The sequence below is a fragment of the Enterococcus sp. DIV0436a genome (assembly GCF_051711605.1).
GTDB classification, from domain to species: Bacteria; Bacillota; Bacilli; order Lactobacillales; family Enterococcaceae; genus Enterococcus_B; species Enterococcus_B faecium.
On record NZ_JBIONA010000001.1, the window covers coordinates 568,858 to 586,392 of the forward strand.

Genomic DNA, 17,535 nt, shown 5'->3' on the forward strand with positions numbered 1-17,535 from the left:
GCTTCATTCTCAATTAGTCTAAAATGAGTGAGAACGAAAGAGAATTTGGGGGTATAATGCATGTCTGTCTTAGAAATAAAAAATCTACATGTGTCGATCGAGGAAAAAGAAATCCTTAAAGGCGTAAACCTAACAATGAAAACCGGAGAAATCCATGCCATCATGGGACCTAACGGCACAGGAAAATCTACCTTATCTGCCGCTATCATGGGCAATCCAAACTATGAAGTAACAGAAGGCGAAATTTTGTTTGACGGGAAAAATGTTTTAGACTTGGAAGTAGATGAACGTGCGCGACTTGGCTTATTTTTAGCTATGCAATATCCAAGTGAGATACCAGGTATCACGAATGCGGAATTCATGCGTGCAGCGATCAATGCGAAACGTGATGAAAACGACAAAATTTCTGTTATGGCATTTTTGAAAAAGTTAGATGAAAAAATGGCTTTACTAAATATGCCAGAAGAAATGGCTGAACGTTATCTGAACGAAGGTTTTTCTGGCGGAGAAAAGAAACGGAATGAGATCCTGCAATTGTTGATGTTAGAACCTACATTTGCAATTTTAGACGAAATCGATTCAGGTCTGGATATCGATGCTTTGAAAGTCGTTGCTAAAGGAGTAAATGAAATGCGCGGAGACAATTTCGGTGCATTGATCATCACCCACTATCAACGATTATTGAACTATATCACACCTGATGTCGTTCACATCATGATGGAAGGCCGAGTAGTCATGACAGGGAATGCTGACCTAGCTAAACGTCTGGAAGCAGAAGGCTACGCTGGTATCAGTAAAGAATTAGGAATCGACTATAAAGAAGAAGAAGCGTAAGGGGGAGCAAGAATGAAAGAAAAAAACTGGCTCGATTATCTTGACGCGGTAAATGATTTTTCTTTAAGTAAAGGCGAACCTGATTGGATGAGAACCTTCCGTCAAGACGCACTAGCGAAAGCAGATGAACTGCCATTGCCGCATATCGATCGGGTGAAATTCCATCGCTGGTCGTTATTTGATGTGAAAGAAACACAAACCATCAGTGAAACAGGCACGATTCCGGCATTTGATGCAATGAAAGACAATCCTGTGCTTGTCCAACAAGGTTCATGGACGATTTTTGAACAACTGCCTGTGGAATTAGCAGAAAAAGGAGTCATTTTTACCGACTTGTTCACTGCAATGATCGAATATCCAGAACTAGTCCAAGAATATTATATGAAAAAAGCAGTAAACATGAACGAAGACCAATTGACTGCACTCCATGTAGCTTTTATGAACAGCGGTATTTTCCTGTATGTGCCTAAAAATGTCGTGATCGATGAACCACTCGAGTCCTTATTCATTCAAGATGGCGCATCCGATGAGCACTTCTTCAAGCATGTGTTGATCGTGGCAGATGAACATAGTGAATTTTCTTATCTGGAACGTTTCCAGACAACCAAAGAACAAGTAGCAAAATCATCAGGTAATATCATCGTGGAAGTCATCGCTAAAGCTGGTTCAAAAATCAAATATTCAGCCGTAGATCAATTAGGAGAAAATATTACTTCTTATATGAATCGCCGTGGGCACATTTTACGAGATGCTTCTGTCGACTGGGCAATTGGTGTCATGAATGACGGTCATGTGATCGCTGACTTTGACTCAGATTTAGCAGGAGAAGGTGCACACGCAGAAGTCAAAATCGTGGCAATCAGCTCGGGCAGACAAATCCAAGGAATCGATACGCGAGTAACCAATAAAGCCCCTCATACGATCGGGCATATTTTGCAACACGGAGTGATCCGAGAAAAAGGAACATTGACCTTTAATGGTATCGGCCACATCTTGAAAGGGGCAAAAGGTGCAGATGCCCAACAAGAAAGTCGTGTCTTGATGCTTTCTGATAAAGCACGTGGTGATGCGAATCCTATTCTTTTGATCGATGAAAACGAAGTAACTGCTGGACATGCTGCCAGTGTAGGACGAGTTGATCCAGAAGAAATGTACTATCTGATGAGTCGAGGATTGCATAAAGAAGAAGCAGAGCGCTTAGTGATTCGAGGATTCCTCGGTTCTGTCTTAACAGCAATCCCTGTAGAACAAGTTCGGAAAGAATTAGTCGAAGTAATCGAAGGGAAGTTGAATGGATGATCGATGCTAAAAAGCTACGCAATGATTTTCCTATCTTATTTCAAGACGTCAATGATGAACCTTTAGTTTATCTGGATAATGCAGCGACGACCCAAAAGCCAAAACAAGTACTCCAGGCATTAGCGCACTATTACGAACACGATAACGCCAATGTTCATCGCGGTGTCCATACGTTAGCAGAACGCGCGACCCATGATTATGAACAAGCAAGAGAAAAAGTACGGGCGTTCATCCATGCAAAAGAAACAGCAGAAGTGCTGTTTACTCGTGGTACGACGACAAGCTTGAATTGGGTAGCCAGAAGCTTCGGCGACCGCTATATCAAAGCAGGAGACGAGATAGTGCTCTCTTACATGGAACATCATTCTAATGTTATCCCGTGGCAGCAGTTGGCAAAACGAACAGGTGCTGTCTTGAAATATATCGAACTAACAGAAGAAGGCTTCCTGGATATGGAGGATGCAGCGAAAAAGATTACGGACAAAACCAAAATCGTCTCCATTGCTCATGTATCCAATGTCTTAGGTGTCATCAATCCTGTTCAAGAATTAGCTGAACTTGTCCATGAAAACGGCGGGGTCATCGTAGTAGATGGTGCTCAATCTGCCCCGCACATGGCCATTGATGTCCAAGCACTAGACTGTGATTTCTTTGCTTTCAGCGGACACAAAATGTGCGGACCAACAGGTATTGGTGTTTTATATGGTAAACGAAAATGGTTAGAAGAAATGGAACCTGTTGAATTTGGTGGCGAAATGATCGATTTTGTCGAATTATACGACAGTACATGGAAAGAACTACCTTGGAAATTCGAAGCAGGGACACCAAGTATCGCCGGCGCTATCGCATTAGGCCATGCAATCGATTATTTGCAAAAACTCGGTATGGACAATATCCATCGATATGAAGAAGAACTAGCCGCTTATGTGTTGCCAAAATTACAAGCAATTGATGGATTGACTGTTTATGGTCCACAAGACCCGAATTTTCGGACAGGAGTCGTTGCATTCAATTTGGATGGGTTACATCCCCATGATGTCGCGACAGCTTTAGACATGGAAGGGGTAGCCGTCAGAGCAGGTCATCATTGTGCGCAACCGCTATTGAAGTACCTTGAAGTATCAGCGACTGCTCGCGCGAGCTTTTATTTCTACAACACAACGCAAGACGCCGACCGTTTAGTTGAAGCAATCATGGCAACAAAGGAGTTTTTCCAACATGGGACTATCTAAATTAGACAATTTATACCGTCAAGTGATCTTGGATCATTCTTCCCATCCGCATCATCGTGGAAGCTTGACTGACTCGACAAGCAAGATCGAATTGAACAACCCCACATGTGGAGATGTGATCGAATTGCAAGTCGATGTAAAAGACGGAATCATCCAAAATATCGCCTTTGACGGCAGTGGCTGCTCCATCAGTACGGCAAGTGCCTCGATGATGACAGACGCCGTCATCGGAAAATCAATAGAAGAAGCAGAACATTTAACTGTAGACTTTCTACAGCTTGTCCAAGGAAAAGAAGTCAAAGATCCCGACCAATTAGGCGATGCTGCTATGCTTGGTGGTGTAGCTAAATTTCCCGCTCGGATCAAATGTGCGACACTTGCCTGGAAAGCACTAGGAAAAGCAATGGAAAACGATGGTACCGCAGCTTTCCATCATTACCACAAGGAAGAGGAGTGAGAACATGGGCGTACCAGAATTAGAAGAATATAAATTCGGGTTTCACGATGATGTCGAACCGGTTTTCAGTACAGGAGAAGGCTTGACAGAAGAAGTGATCCGTGAGATGTCAAGAATCAAAGGCGAACCAGAATGGATGCTTGAATTCCGTCTGAAATCTCTAGAAACATTTAACAAAATGCCAATGCAAACATGGGGCCCCGACCTTTCAGACATCGATTTCGATGCCATCAAATATTACCAAAAACCAAGTGACAAACCCGCTCGTGACTGGGAAGACGTACCAGAAAAAATCAAAGATACATTTGAAAAGATTGGTATCCCAGAAGCAGAACGAGCTTATCTAGCCGGTGCTTCCGCACAATATGAATCAGAAGTCGTGTACCATAATATGAAAGATGAATTCGAAAAGTTAGGAATCGTCTTTACTGACACTGACTCTGCTTTGAAAGAATACCCTGAATTATTCAAAGAGTACTTTTCAAAACTTGTACCGCCAACTGACAACAAATTAGCAGCGCTGAATTCAGCCGTATGGTCAGGTGGCACCTTTATTTACGTGCCAAAAGGTGTCAAAGTCGATGTTCCATTACAAACTTACTTCCGGATCAATGCGGAAAACACGGGGCAATTCGAACGTACGCTGATCATCGTTGACGAAGGAGCAAGCATCCACTATGTCGAAGGTTGTACGGCACCTACTTATTCAAGTAACAGCCTGCATGCCGCCATCGTAGAAATCTTTACAAGAAAAGATGCGTATTGCCGTTACACAACGATCCAAAACTGGTCAGACAATGTGTACAACTTAGTAACCAAACGAGCAAAAGCATACGAAGGCGCAACCGTTGAATGGATCGACGGAAACCTAGGTGCAAAAACAACGATGAAATACCCAAGTGTTTACTTAGATGGAAAAGGTGCACGAGGCACCATGCTCTCCATCGCCTTTGCAGGAGCAAACCAAATCCAAGATACGGGTGCAAAAATGATCCACAATGCACCAAATACATCTAGCTCTATCGTCTCTAAATCAATCTCAAAAGACGGCGGCGAAGTAAACTATCGAGGACAAGTAACCTTCGCCAAAAACAGTGCGGGTTCGATCTCTCATATCGAATGTGACACAATCATCATGGACGAATGGTCGAAATCCGATACGATCCCATTTAATGAGATCCACAACAGCCAAGTCTCTTTAGAACACGAAGCCAAAGTTTCAAAAATCTCAGAAGAACAACTCTACTATCTGATGAGCCGAGGCCTGACCGAATCTGAAGCAACTGAAATGATCGTCATGGGCTTTGTTGAACCATTCACCAAAGAACTTCCAATGGAATATGCAGTCGAACTCAACCGATTGATCAGTTATGAGATGGAAGGGTCTGTGGGGTAATATCTATTTCATTGCTCGAAACGTTGATATTAAAGCGTTTCGAGCATTTTTTTATTTGGATTTTAATGATTGGCTACGTTTAGAATTATTCGCTCATAAATTTTGCGAATCGGTCACCAGTTTTCTTAACAGATTGTGGTGTGACATGAGCATAGATATTCATGGTAGTTTTAATATCTTTGTGACTTAATCGTTCTTGTACTTCTTTTATCGAAGCACCACTTTCAAACAATAAGCTACAGTGGGTATGCCTAAATCCATATGGAGTAATTTGAGGCTCCATCGGTGTCTTTTTATAAATCCAATTTAACCAATCGGTTACTACTTGAGTATAGTGGATCTTGTCTTAGTTTGCAGTGAATAAAAACTATTTTTGTTAATATATATTATATCAATGTCGAATCGTTATGCTCATTCTATTATCCGCCACAAGGAGTTTTACAACTGCTTAGAAATCAGATTACTCGTTCAAATAATAATGCAAATTGAATCAATAAAAGAAGCGTTGAATAAGAGCTCATTCTTTCAACGCTTCTTTTATTAGGAGATTTTAATGACCATATCAACTTCTCTTTCAGGATTAGGTAATTCATGAAAGCTAGTGTTTATAGTGCTTAATTGATCAACTAACCATGTTTTATTTTTTGACTCTTAGACGAATTTAAAATTAATATCATTGTTCTCGTGTTGAAGAGGTGTCTCCAAATAATCTGGTGAATATTCATAATCAACTTAACCTGCTAATACAAAAGAGGGTAATCCATAATTTAGTATCAGATTTAATGGATGGTCGTAAGCTTTTATTTTTTTTAACGTCATATTGTACATATCTTCAGCCATAAAAGTTGAGTTTGTGATTTCATATTGTGTTTCATTAAAAAAAGTTATCCGAATAATCGCTTATTTTTGAAAAGTCTTTATTGGCACCAGCCTCAAAAAATTGTTCAACTTTTTTAGTATAAAGTTGTGCTAACGCTCCTTTTTCAATATTAACTTTGATATTTTCATGTCTATCAATTTGTGTGCTGTTCAGTAAGGGAAGATCAGCTTTTAATTTTATATCGTCTTGATTTCTTTCAATTTCAATTGGCAAAATCTTTTCAGTAGATTCAGTTTCTGATAAAGGGACATCTAGTTTTTTATCATGATAATAAGCTTCAAATCCATTTGGAACCGGAAAAAAATGTATTGGGTAATTCTTTTCTGAGGTTGTTGTACTAGTTTCCGTACTTGTAGAACTTGTGTCAGAAGTGGTACACCCGCTTATAGTTCCGATGAGTAAAACGCAGGTTAAAATGATTGCAAATTTCTTCAGAAAAATTCCTCCTTAAAATTGAATATGGACTAATACTAGTCCCATTGTAGCATACCAAATCTTTAACATTAATAAGAAAAAGGACTAATTTTAGTCCAAAAGGTGTGCTATTCTTGAAAGAGGAAAAAATTATTGATAGAGAAAATGTAATCGGTAGCAATATTAGACGATTCCGAGTAGAAAAAGGAATCGGTCAAACCGAGCTAGTTAGAGACCTACAGCTTAGAAAAATCGCTATAACTAGGGAAACATTGGTTAAGATTGAAAGCGGCCGCCAACACATTAAGTTGGATCAATTGAGAGCTATTAGGGATGTTCTACAGGTGTCTTATGAAGACTTGCTTCAATAACTACTTGTAGTCTTTAGTATAAGAAGCTATTTTTACACCCTTATGTATCACAAAGAAATACTGGTATAATAATGAATGGGATATGTAACGATAGGGTATACTATATTCTCAACAGGTTATACTGAGAATCCAATTAAACGAAATCATTTGAAAGTATACAAAACGTTGTTGGATAAAGCATATGAATTTGTATTTTCAGAACACTTTAGATTCTTAGAAAACTATGATTTACCTAGTTCACTGGATGTTGGTATTGAACTATATGATGGAGTAGAAAAGAAAAATCTAAAGTTAAATTTATCAAAAGATTATAGCAAAAATAGTCCAGTGTTAAGAGAGCTAGAAATGCAATGAATCCAATGATAATTTATCTTAATGTAAATTGCTTAACTCTAATTGTTTCTCGTGATTATGATTTTGCTACTGATGTATATGTTGAAGAAAATAAAGGCTTGAAGTTAGAGCTTACTGGATATAATTTGTCGCAGCAATTGATACTATTAGTGGGGCGGTAAACTCTTTAGCAACCACATACTTCTGAATATAACTTTCAATCAATATCTGTAGGTGAAGATAATGTTGGACAATTGTAAGAGTCTTGTTATCATTTAAGAAATTGAAGGAGGAATCTTGCTAATTGATGAAGTAGACGCAGGTCTTTTTCCAGCTGCACAAATTGAATTTTTTTATGTCTTAACCCAATTTTTTTAAGACTAGGGTATTCAGGTGATAATGACCCAATACTCTCCAACGATGATTAAAAAAGTTTTTATCCAAAGAGATATTAAAAACTATAAATAAACTATTTAACGAATACTTTTGATAAAATTCAAGTGATGACAGATTAAAGCTGGATATATATGCAGATATGTATGTAAGGACAAAAAGTTGATGAAGATTTAATACTGCAAAAAATAAATATTTCAGGAGGTGTATTTTTTGCCAACAACCAACTCCCTTTTGAGGTATCTGGCAGGAAAAAGTCAATTGTATAAATTTGAAAAAAACAATAGACAAGAGTATTGGAGAATATGAAATTTATATCGAGATATCGAGCATTTTGCAGAGGGAGCCGGGGTGGCCCATTCAGCTATTAATTCAAAAGAATATGAAAATGACTGCAATTAATAATTTAGATAAATCTATGCGTTCTTTATGGTATTCAATATTAAATTATCCCAACAAATTTATCAATCTGATTAACAAAACCATTGTAAACATTGAAGAATGGCCAAGACAGAAAGAAATTTGTAAAAAAGAGTTTAATCATCCTTTTTCTTTAGAGGAAGGGTTTGCGACCTTCTTCCTAAATATAACGAACGTAAGTGGTATTACTAGCGGTGGACAGATAGAGGGGACAAAACAAGAAAGTAAGTACAAGGTAGGTTGTTGCTTTAATAAGCAATCTTTAATAAAAAAATAAGGGATATTTCTTTACTAAAAGATTCAATTAACTAATATGGATGTTGAATCTTATACAGATGGTATTTCATTTAATTATCCAAAAGAGACAATGTTCATTTTTTTGAGCCTCCATATTTTAATCAATGTAAAAAAATCTTTATTTGAATTTATTGATAAAGATAAGCATAGCATTAGGGATTATTACTTATGACAATCCAGATGAAATTTATTGAGATTTATAAAGAATTTCGCTAAAAATATAAGTATATGCTTAGATATTCTGTTAATAATAAGCGTAAAGAAAAAGCTTGGGAATATCGTTTTACTAGTTAAATTACAAAAATTGATAATTTTGCTAATGTAGAACCTTTGAAACTAATTGATAAGTAGCTTTTTACCAAAAGCACACCACGTAACTTGAATACGATTGAAAACTAATCATTAAAATTTATTATTAGCAAAGTGATTAATCCTATTCAAAAAGCACCTAGCTTCAATTATCGTCAATGAACTTAATTTCATAGCTGAAGAAAAATCTGAATAAAGAAACGATGGCTGAACCCTTGATAGATAAGGGTTCAGCTCTTTTTAGGAACTTATGTCATAGCCACTTTTTTACATAAATCAGCTAATTAGAGAACAAATTTTGTAATTTGAGATGATAAACTTCTAAAAGACGTTGATACAGATCAGTTTCAAAATCGCTGTAATGACAAAGATCAAGGACTATATACTTAGAAGAATCAAGACCAGCAGGAATCAGTAGAGGTGAACCAAAGATGAAAAAGTCGTATTCTTCAGTGATGGGAAGTGTGAGTCGCTCGATATCTACAAAGGGGATCTTCTTTCCTAAATTCAAGATTTCTGCGGAAATCAGATGTTCAGAGACGTTAACAAACCCAACTTTCAATTTATAGTTTTCATCGATTTCTGAATAATACGGATAAAGTAAACTGGTTTGTAGAAAGACTAATTCACTTACGCATGATTTCAGCCATGTATAGTTTTTTCGTTGTGCGATTTTTTTCCAAAAACCTTCGATTTTGATTGTCAAGATACGTAAAAGTGGGTATTTATCTCTAATATAAGAAGAGACAAATAGTGTGGTCAAAGGAATTTTTTGCTTGAACATGCTAAAATTACCAATTGATAGATAGAGATTCAAAAGCAAAGCTGGCTCTTTTTCAAACTGGAGTGTACCAATAAATGTCTGACAATGCTTCTGAAATTCCTCTAAGATATCTTTGACCTCATTGCTCGGTTGTTCATACGAATGATGAACGATCGGCACACGAATGTCTTGATTAGAGGTAAGAAGCGGCCAGTAATAGAATAAGTAAAACAAAGAGTTTACCTCTAAGATATCTAAACGAAGATTCGCAATTTTGAAGAAGTCGTAAAAAAAGTCAATGTTTGTTTCGCTTGGAATAAAGGAATCTCTTGATAATCTATAGATATCCGTAAAATGATTATTTTCGATCCTCAGCAAACAAATCAGGCAATGGAGGCTGGCTTGTTTTTTTCCTAAATCAAACTTATTCTTGTGTTGCGATCCTTCGTGCTTATAAATCAATGCACGAACTTCTTGGCTGTAAGGAATGCTATCCAGGCTTTCCCCTAATGAAACAAACCAAAAGAAATTGAAAAAGATGATGCGAATCAGCATTTCAGAACCAGATAAGGTAAGATTCGATAAATTCAAGTTGATATTGTATTCCTTCAAATATTCAGCCAATTTTTTTGTTTGCCGAAAACACGTTGAGCGGCTGATAAATTGGCGATTGCAAAAAGCTGCAAGATTTTCATCTTGTTCGGTCAGAAGACTGATCAATAATTTATAAGGAACACTTTCTGTTGATAGGTAATGTTGGTATTGGATATATTGAACAAGTTGTTCAGGAATGGATAACTTATTTTTATTATGTAACAGTTTAATATCAGTAAATTGTTCTAAATCATCTTGTATATCACATAGGATTTTTTTGAAACGAGTCGCACTGAAATAGAAATCTAAGTTTTCTCGTACATGATCTAAACTATATTCCCCCGGCCGTAAGGTCATCACCTTTCCATACACGCTTAATTTCATTCTCGCATGGTCATCTAATAAAATTTTTTCAATCAATTCTTCACCTTCTTTTTATGTTTTTATTATTAATACCGTATTTATTTTTTCTTGTAAATACTTGTCTCGATTTTTTAAAAAAACTATACAGGATTTAGAAATATTTTTTTTTAATTTATCTCAAAATTACCACTTAATGAGTATATTTTTTGAGAGAAAAGAATAAATAACCTATTTTCAATAACTAATTATTAGATATATTTATTAATCTATCTCAAGTTTAATTTCCTTTAAAATAACTCTGATTGAATAGTTAGAGCCAAAAGAGAAGAGAATTAGAAAGATTGGTGAATTTTTTCTTTTTTTTATATTATCTAATTGAATATTAAATTTTTTCTAAGGAGGTATCCATAAATGAAGAAGCGAAATTATTTTATCGTTTTCTGTCTATTTTCTCTATTTTTCGTCACCTATTTCCATATCCAAAAAGGGGAGACTGTGGCAGCCAATGAAGAATCAACCATAGAAGTATTAAACAATGAATACGGCAAAGTAAGTATTAGGAAAATAGATCATCAGCTAACGATCTTGTATCGATTAAATGCGCAAACGCAAGAAACCCGATTTTTATTCCAGCTACATTCAAAAGATGCACCTGAAACGAATCTGCTTTCCTCTTATGTTTCTCAGGAATATCAAGAATACACAGATGAACAACAACGAAAATGGCTAGCAGGTTATTTTTCTCAAACTATTGAAGAAAAAGAATGGACCATTGAGTTGCCGAGTACGAGCAAAGAATTTCAACTCAATATTCAGATAGAAGAAAAAACGGGTCAGTTACTTTTATCCGAACCTGTTTCCTTTTCATTTTCTATAGATAATAAGAATCAGGAAACTGCACAAACAAATGAAAAAACGTCTGAAACATCAACTTCTTATGAAAATCATGAGATATCGGATGATTCATCGTTAGATAAAGACGAATATCGTCCGTTTGAACAACCACAATTATTTAATGCACAGTTGAAACCTAAGGGGTTAGCTACGATTGAACCAGAATATACCACAGATGAGCAAGGAACATACCCTAAGGCAATGTGGCAACCGGATAATAGTCAATATGTGCGTAATCATCAGGGCAATCGCCAAGGACAACAGCAATGGGACGGGCTGAATGGGTGGGATGGCAATCCAACCAATCGCAACAATTCTTATATTGAATATGGTGGGGAAAAAGAGGATGCCGATTATGCCATCCGAAAATTTGCCAAAGAAACAGCGACTCCTGGATTGTTTGACTTGTATCTGAATGTTCGAGGAAATACTCAAAAAAATATCACTCCTCTTGATCTCGTATTGGTCGTAGACTGGTCTGGAAGTATGAACGACAATAATCGGATCGGTGAAGTAAAGATTGGTGTCGATCGTTTTGTCGATACTTTAGCAGATAGCGGTATCACAGACAAAATCAATATGGGATATGTCGGCTACTCAATCGAAGGATATAGCTACAGTAACGGTGCAGTACAGATGGGTTCATTTGATTCAGTGAAAAATCAAGTAAAATCCATTACACCTTCATGGACAAATGGTGGTACTTTTACACAAAAAGCACTAAGAGATGCAGGAAACATGCTATCCGTTCCAAATGGACATAAAAAAGTGATCGTTTTGCTGACGGATGGTGTACCAACATTTTCCTATAAAGTACAGCGGGTACACGCACAATCAAGCAGCAATTATTACGGAACTCAGTTTTCTAATACGCAAGATCGGCCGGGAAATACTTCTCGAATCTCAAGAATCTATGATGCACCTGACCAAAACAATCTATCCAGAAGAATCGACAGTACGTTTATCGCAACCATCGGAGAAGCGATGGCACTCAAAGAACGAGGAATCGAAATACATGGTCTTGGCATCCAACTTCAAAGCGATCCGGCAGCTGGTCTCTCAAAAGCAGAAGTAGAGTCTCGTATGCGACAAATGGTTTCATCAGATGAAAAAGGCGATCTTTACTATGAATCAGCTGATCATGCAACAGATATCTCTGAATACCTAGCCAAAAAAGCTGTACAGATCTCAGCAACTGTAAGCAATGGACAAATAAATGATCCAATCGCAGAACCATTCATTTATCAGCCTGGTACACTTTCAGTCAAGAGTGTGGGGACAAGTCCTACAACGGTCACTCCATCTATTTCCATAGAAGGAAATACCATCAAGAGCAATCAGATCTATTTAGGAAAAGACCAAGAAATCCAAATCCATTACCAAGTGAGAATCCAAACAGAAAATGAGGACTTCCATCCAAATTTCTGGTATCAAATGAACGGCAGGACAACTTTCCAGCCAAACATTGATACCAATGAATTAGCTGAATTCGGTATACCATCTGCTAAAGCTCCCGGAGTCAGTCTTCACATCAAAAAGTTATGGGAAGAATTTGACAACAATCTAGCTGATCGTCCAGATCAAGTTACTTTTGAGATTCAACGGGAACATACGACAAATGCTGCAGCTTGGAAAAACGGATATATCCGCATCACTAAACCAGCTGAAGATACTGCAAATACGTGGGAACGTGCAGACGTCGACAAACTCTCTGCAAATAGTGGAGAAAGTTATCAAGAGATACTATCACTGCCTCAATATAATAATCAAGGTCAAGCATTCAGTTACCAAACAAGCAAAGAACTACCTGTACCAGGATATGATTCTCAACAAATAGACGCACTGACATGGAAGAATACTAAACAATTCACACCGTTAGACTTAAAAATAACGAAAAATTCCTCTACAGGAGAAAAGGATCTTATTGGCGCTGTTTTCAAATTAACAGGAGATTCTATTGATACTTTACTAACTGATAATGGTGATGGGACCTATTCTCTTCCGGGAAATGTCAAATTGCAAAAAGAAATGACTTATACACTGACAGAAACAAAAGCTCCAGAAGGTCATGAATTAAGCAAAAAGACTACTTGGGAAATCAAGATTGCTTCTGATGGTACGGTAACCATTGATGGAAAAACAGTCACTACTTCCGATGATACGATCCAGTTGACCATTGAAAATCCTTTTGTTGAAATTCCTATAGCAGTACGTAAGTATACGATGCAAGGGACGGACAAAGAGATAAATCTTAAAGGAGCAGCATTTTCCCTACAGAAAAAAGAAGCAAATGGTACTTATCAGCCAATTGACAGCCAAACAACGAATGAAAAAGGTCTTGCCAGTTTTGATTCACTCACACCTGGTAAATACCGAGTCGTTGAAACAGCTGGTCCTGCCGGATATGATACTTCGCCGGGAAATTATGAATTCCAAATCGATAAATATGGAAAAATCATTTACACGGGAAAAAATACCGAGATGACAAATAATGTATGGACGCTCACTCATCAAAATCGACTAAAAGCGTTTGATCTAACGGTACACAAAAAAGAAGACAACGGACAGACATTAAAAGGAGCAAAATTCAGACTGCAGGGACCAGAAATGGACTTAGAATTGCCAAAAGATGGACAAGAAACAGATACCTTTCTATTCGAAAATTTAAAACCTGGAACTTATACGCTGACCGAAACTTTTACACCAGAAGGATACCAAGGTCTAAAAGAGCCAGTTACTATAGTTATACACGAAGATGGGTCAATTCAAGTGGATGGACAAGATCATGAATCTGTTCTGTCACCAGGAGCCAAAAACAACCAGATTTCTTTAGACATCACGAATCAGGCAAAAGTACCATTACCTGAAACGGGAGGAATTGGCCGTTTAGGAATCTATCTAGTAGGGATGATTGGTTGTGCGTTTTCTATTTGGTATCTTTTTTTGAAAAAAGAAAGAGGGGGCAGCTAAATATGAAAAAACTTGGTTGGCTTAGTATGTGTCTCTTCTTGTTACTATTTAAACCAGCTTTTACTCAGGCAGCAACAGAAACAGAAACAGAAATGGTTCAGATTACTTTACACAAATTGCTTTTCCCAAACGGGCAACTGCCGAAAAATCATCCAAATGACGGACAAGAAAAAGCGTTATTACAAACGTATCGAGGATTAAATGGTGTCACATTCCAAGTTTATGATGTCACAGATTCTTTTTACCATCTACGGGAAAAGGGCAAAACGGTAGAAGAAGCACAAACAGAGATCGCAAAAAACGGTGCGTCTTCCGGTACGTTTACCGCAGAAGCAACAACTACAACTCTTAACAACGAAGATGGTATCGCTTCTTTTTCTCTGGCCGCTAAAGATCAAGAAAAAAGAGATAAAGCGTATCTTTTCATTGAATCCAAAGCACCAGAAGTCGTCAAAGAAAAGGCAGAGAATATGGTAGTTGTTCTTCCTGTACATGGACAAAACAATCAAAAACTTTCAACTATCCATTTGTATCCTAAAAATGAAGAAAACGACTACCCTGATCCACCTTTTGAGAAGGTATTAGAAGAGCCTAGAAATGATTTTACGATTGGTGAAAAAATCACTTATTCCTTGCATACGACAATTCCTGTAAATATCCTTGACTATCAAAAGTTCGAATTGTCAGATAGTGCGGATGAAGCATTAACGTTTTTACCTAATAGTTTAACGATTTCATCGAATGGAGAAAAGCTGACAGAAGGCTTTGTCATACAGAAGAAACCTCACGGATTTGATGTTTTATTTTCGATCCCTTCGTTGGAAAAATATGCTGGAAAAAAACTGACCATTTCTTATCAGATGCAGCTAAGCAGTACAGCACAGGCGAACAAGGAAATCAACAACAACGGAACACTGGATTTTGGTTTTGGTATCAGTACAAAGAAAGTCTCTGTATATACAGGGAGTAAGCAATTTGTCAAAATCGAGACAAATAAACCAGATAAACGATTAGCTGGCGCAGTATTCCTTATTAAAAGCAAAGCAGGAAATTACCTCCAGCAAACAGCCAACGGATACAAGTGGACAAAGAACGAATCAGATGCGCTTCACCTGATTTCCGATAAAAATGGCGCTTTTTCAATTTCCGGGTTGAAAACAGGAAGTTATCGATTAAAAGAGATCGAAGCACCTTCTGGTTATATTTTAAGTGAAACAGAAATTCCGTTTACCATTTCAACTTTTCTTTCTGAGGATAAAGAGGCGGACAGTATATTGAAAGTAGTCAATAAAAAAGAAAATAGCCGTCCATTTCTTCCAAAAACAAACGAAACGAAAAATACACTTTTAGGCGTTGTTGGTATGGTATTCGCAAGCTTTGCAATCTGGTTGTTTATCAAAAAAAGAACAGGAGTGAAAAAATGAAAAATCATAAAAAAATAAACGTTATGTTAGGAGTACTTTTCCTTATTTTACCATTACTCACAAACAGCTTCGGCGCAAAAAAAGTGTTTGCAGAGGAGACAGCAGCTCAAGTCATCCTTCATAAAAAGAAAATGACTGATTTACCCGATCCTTTAATCCAAAACAGCGGGAAAGAAATGAGCGAATTCGATCAATACCAAGGATTAGCCGATATTTCATTTTCAGTTTATAACGTCACTCAAGAATTTTATGCGCAACGAGATAAAGGAGCGTCCGTGGATGCAGCAAAACAAGCAGTCCAGTCTTTGACTCCTGGTACACCAGTTACTTCAGGAACGACAGATGCTGATGGAAATGTCACTTTATCTTTACCTAAAAAACAAAATGGGAAAGATGCAGTCTACACGATCAAAGAAGAACCAAAAGACGGAGTGTCAGCTGCCGCAAACATGGTTTTAGCTTTCCCTGTATATGAGATGATCAAACAAGCAGATGGCTCTTATAAATACGGGACAGAAGAACTAGATACTATCCATCTCTACCCTAAAAATACAGTCGGTAATGATGGAACGTTGAAAGTTACAAAAATCGGTACTGCCGAAAACGAAGCACTAAATGGAGCAGAATTTATTATTTCTAAAGAAGAAGGAACACCAAGCGTCAAAAAATACATCCAAAGTGTCACAGATGGATTGTACACTTGGACAACTGATCAAACCAAAGCCAAACATTTCATTACTGGTCATTCTTATGACATCGGCAACAATGACTTTGCCGAGGCATCTATTGAAAAAGGCCAGTTGATCGTTAATCATTTAGAAGTTGGAAAATATAATTTAGAAGAAGTAAAAGCTCCTGATAATGCGGAAATGATTGAAAAGCAAACAATCACGCCTTTTGAGATCCTGGCAAATAGCCAAACACCAGTAGAAAAGACCATCAAAAATGATACGTCTAAAGTTGATAAAACAACACCTCAATTGAATGGAAAAGATGTCGCAATCGGTGAAAAAATTCAATATGAGATTTCTGTCAATATCCCATTAGGTATCGCTGATAAAGAAGGAACGCAAAACAAGTACACAACATTCAAACTTATCGATACTCATGACGCTGCTTTAACATTTGATAATGATTCTTCAGGAACGTATGCTTATGCCTTATATGATGGAAATAAAGAAATAGACCCAGTAAATTATTCTGTCACTGAGCAAACAGACGGATTCACGGTTTCAGTTGATCCGAATTATATTCCTTCATTAACTCCTGGCGGTACATTGAAATTCGTTTACTATATGCATTTGAACGAAAAAGCAGATCCAACCAAAGGATTTTCTAACCAAGCAAATGTCGATAACGGGCATACAAATGATCAAACACCACCGTCAGTCGATGTCGTTACTGGGGGCAAACGATTTGTTAAAGTAGATGGTGACGTTACATCAGACCAAACACTTGCTGGAGCAGAATTCGTCGTTCGTGATCAAGATAGTGACACAGCGAAATATTTATCGATCGACCCATCCACAAAAGCCGTCAGCTGGGTATCGGCGAAAGAATCAGCAACGGTTTTTACAACCACAAGTAACGGTTTAATCGATGTGACAGGTCTAAAATATGGCACGTACTATCTGGAAGAAACGAAAGCGCCAGAAAAATATGTTCCATTAACAAACCGTGTAGCATGTACTATCGATGAACAATCTTATGTAACAGCAGGACAGTTGATTTCTCCTGAAAAAATACCAAATAAACACAAAGGTACACTTCCTTCAACAGGCGGTAAGGGAATCTATGTGTATATCGGTGCAGGAGTAGTCCTTCTATTGATTGCTGGACTGTACTTTGCTAGACGCAAGCACAGTCAGATTTAGTCTTTTTGCAAGAATTGG

13 protein-coding genes and 1 pseudogene are annotated in these 17,535 nt (G+C 37.4%); 11 read left to right on the plus strand and 3 right to left on the minus strand.

What is annotated here, in order from left to right; translation table 11 throughout:
* Positions 1-60: 60 nt before the first annotated feature.
* The 5 genes from sufC to sufB are packed head-to-tail and all read left to right on the plus strand — an operon-like array spanning position 61 to position 5,218.
* Positions 61-834, plus strand: a complete 774-nt coding sequence (gene sufC, locus IGL15_RS02660) for a Fe-S cluster assembly ATPase SufC (RefSeq protein WP_002287679.1) — start codon at positions 61-63, stop codon at positions 832-834.
* A gap of 12 nt (positions 835-846) precedes the next feature.
* The gene (gene sufD, locus IGL15_RS02665) at positions 847-2,133 is read left to right on the plus strand and encodes a Fe-S cluster assembly protein SufD (RefSeq protein ID WP_002287681.1); all 1,287 of its coding nucleotides are present in this window, start codon (positions 847-849) and stop codon (positions 2,131-2,133) included.
* Entirely contained in the window at positions 2,130-3,365 is a 1,236-nt protein-coding gene (locus tag IGL15_RS02670) for a cysteine desulfurase (RefSeq protein WP_010718306.1), read from the plus strand. The genes sufD and IGL15_RS02670 overlap by 4 nt, the downstream gene beginning before the upstream one ends.
* Complete coding sequence (sufU, locus tag IGL15_RS02675) at positions 3,352-3,822, plus strand: Fe-S cluster assembly sulfur transfer protein SufU (protein WP_002323751.1); 471 nt, start codon at positions 3,352-3,354, stop codon at positions 3,820-3,822. Before IGL15_RS02670 ends, sufU begins: the two co-directional genes overlap by 14 nt.
* 4 nt (positions 3,823-3,826) lie before the next feature.
* Positions 3,827-5,218, plus strand: coding sequence for a Fe-S cluster assembly protein SufB (gene sufB / locus IGL15_RS02680; protein ID WP_002287686.1), 1,392 nt, complete (start codon positions 3,827-3,829; stop codon positions 5,216-5,218).
* An 85-nt stretch (positions 5,219-5,303) separates the two neighbouring features.
* Here sufB and IGL15_RS02685 read toward each other — a convergent pair.
* Positions 5,304-5,585: pseudogene (locus IGL15_RS02685) on the minus strand (tyrosine-type recombinase/integrase); the annotation flags it as partial.
* A gap of 507 nt (positions 5,586-6,092) precedes the next feature.
* Positions 6,093-6,533: a hypothetical protein gene (locus IGL15_RS02690; RefSeq protein ID WP_025480810.1), complete on the minus strand. Its 441-nt coding sequence runs from the start codon at positions 6,531-6,533 to the stop codon at positions 6,093-6,095.
* A 104-nt stretch (positions 6,534-6,637) separates the two neighbouring features.
* On the opposite strand from IGL15_RS02690, the gene IGL15_RS02695 reads away from it, so the two are divergent.
* The 3 genes from IGL15_RS02695 to IGL15_RS02705 all read left to right on the plus strand — a co-directional run bounded on the left by IGL15_RS02695 (position 6,638) and on the right by IGL15_RS02705 (position 8,306).
* Positions 6,638-6,883 carry a helix-turn-helix domain-containing protein gene (locus tag IGL15_RS02695; RefSeq protein WP_002313380.1) on the plus strand — a complete coding sequence of 82 codons (246 nt, stop codon included), beginning with the start codon at positions 6,638-6,640 and terminating at the stop codon, positions 6,881-6,883.
* 75 nt (positions 6,884-6,958) lie between these two features.
* Positions 6,959-7,237 (plus strand): hypothetical protein, encoded by a 279-nt coding sequence (locus IGL15_RS02700; protein ID WP_002314576.1) that lies wholly within the window; start codon positions 6,959-6,961, stop codon positions 7,235-7,237.
* A 760-nt stretch (positions 7,238-7,997) separates the two neighbouring features.
* Positions 7,998-8,306: a hypothetical protein gene (locus tag IGL15_RS02705; RefSeq protein ID WP_002314578.1), complete on the plus strand. Its 309-nt coding sequence runs from the start codon at positions 7,998-8,000 to the stop codon at positions 8,304-8,306.
* A gap of 609 nt (positions 8,307-8,915) precedes the next feature.
* Here IGL15_RS02705 and IGL15_RS02710 read toward each other — a convergent pair.
* A complete protein-coding gene (locus tag IGL15_RS02710) occupies positions 8,916-10,412 on the minus strand; it encodes a helix-turn-helix domain-containing protein (RefSeq protein WP_010718305.1) in 1,497 nt (498 codons plus the stop codon).
* A 354-nt stretch (positions 10,413-10,766) separates the two neighbouring features.
* On the opposite strand from IGL15_RS02710, the gene IGL15_RS02715 reads away from it, so the two are divergent.
* Genes IGL15_RS02715 through IGL15_RS02725 form a run of 3 tightly spaced genes read left to right on the plus strand, consistent with a single transcriptional unit; the run spans position 10,767 to position 17,517 of the window.
* Positions 10,767-14,219 (plus strand): SpaA isopeptide-forming pilin-related protein, encoded by a 3,453-nt coding sequence (locus tag IGL15_RS02715; RefSeq protein ID WP_104765488.1) that lies wholly within the window; start codon positions 10,767-10,769, stop codon positions 14,217-14,219.
* Positions 14,220-14,221: 2 nt separating this feature from the next.
* Positions 14,222-15,643, plus strand: coding sequence for a SpaH/EbpB family LPXTG-anchored major pilin (locus IGL15_RS02720; protein ID WP_104765489.1), 1,422 nt, complete (start codon positions 14,222-14,224; stop codon positions 15,641-15,643).
* Positions 15,640-17,517, plus strand: coding sequence for a SpaH/EbpB family LPXTG-anchored major pilin (locus IGL15_RS02725; protein ID WP_104765490.1), 1,878 nt, complete (start codon positions 15,640-15,642; stop codon positions 17,515-17,517). Before IGL15_RS02720 ends, IGL15_RS02725 begins: the two co-directional genes overlap by 4 nt.
* The last annotated feature ends 18 nt before the right edge of the window (positions 17,518-17,535 follow it).

Bases quoted from the DNA above. Each gene is read 5' to 3' on its own strand.
- sufC (WP_002287679.1), top strand. From the start codon at position 61: ATGTCTGTCTTAGAAATAAAAAATCTACATGTGTCGATCGAGGAAAAA.
- sufD (WP_002287681.1), top strand. From the start codon at position 847: ATGAAAGAAAAAAACTGGCTCGATTATCTTGACGCGGTAAATGATTTT.
- IGL15_RS02670 (WP_010718306.1), top strand. From the start codon at position 2,130: ATGATCGATGCTAAAAAGCTACGCAATGATTTTCCTATCTTATTTCAA.
- sufU (WP_002323751.1), top strand. From the start codon at position 3,352: ATGGGACTATCTAAATTAGACAATTTATACCGTCAAGTGATCTTGGAT.
- sufB (WP_002287686.1), top strand. From the start codon at position 3,827: ATGGGCGTACCAGAATTAGAAGAATATAAATTCGGGTTTCACGATGAT.
- IGL15_RS02700 (WP_002314576.1), top strand. From the start codon at position 6,959: ATGGGATATGTAACGATAGGGTATACTATATTCTCAACAGGTTATACT.
- IGL15_RS02705 (WP_002314578.1), top strand. From the start codon at position 7,998: ATGACTGCAATTAATAATTTAGATAAATCTATGCGTTCTTTATGGTAT.
- IGL15_RS02715 (WP_104765488.1), top strand. From the start codon at position 10,767: ATGAAGAAGCGAAATTATTTTATCGTTTTCTGTCTATTTTCTCTATTT.
- IGL15_RS02720 (WP_104765489.1), top strand. From the start codon at position 14,222: ATGAAAAAACTTGGTTGGCTTAGTATGTGTCTCTTCTTGTTACTATTT.
- IGL15_RS02725 (WP_104765490.1), top strand. From the start codon at position 15,640: ATGAAAAATCATAAAAAAATAAACGTTATGTTAGGAGTACTTTTCCTT.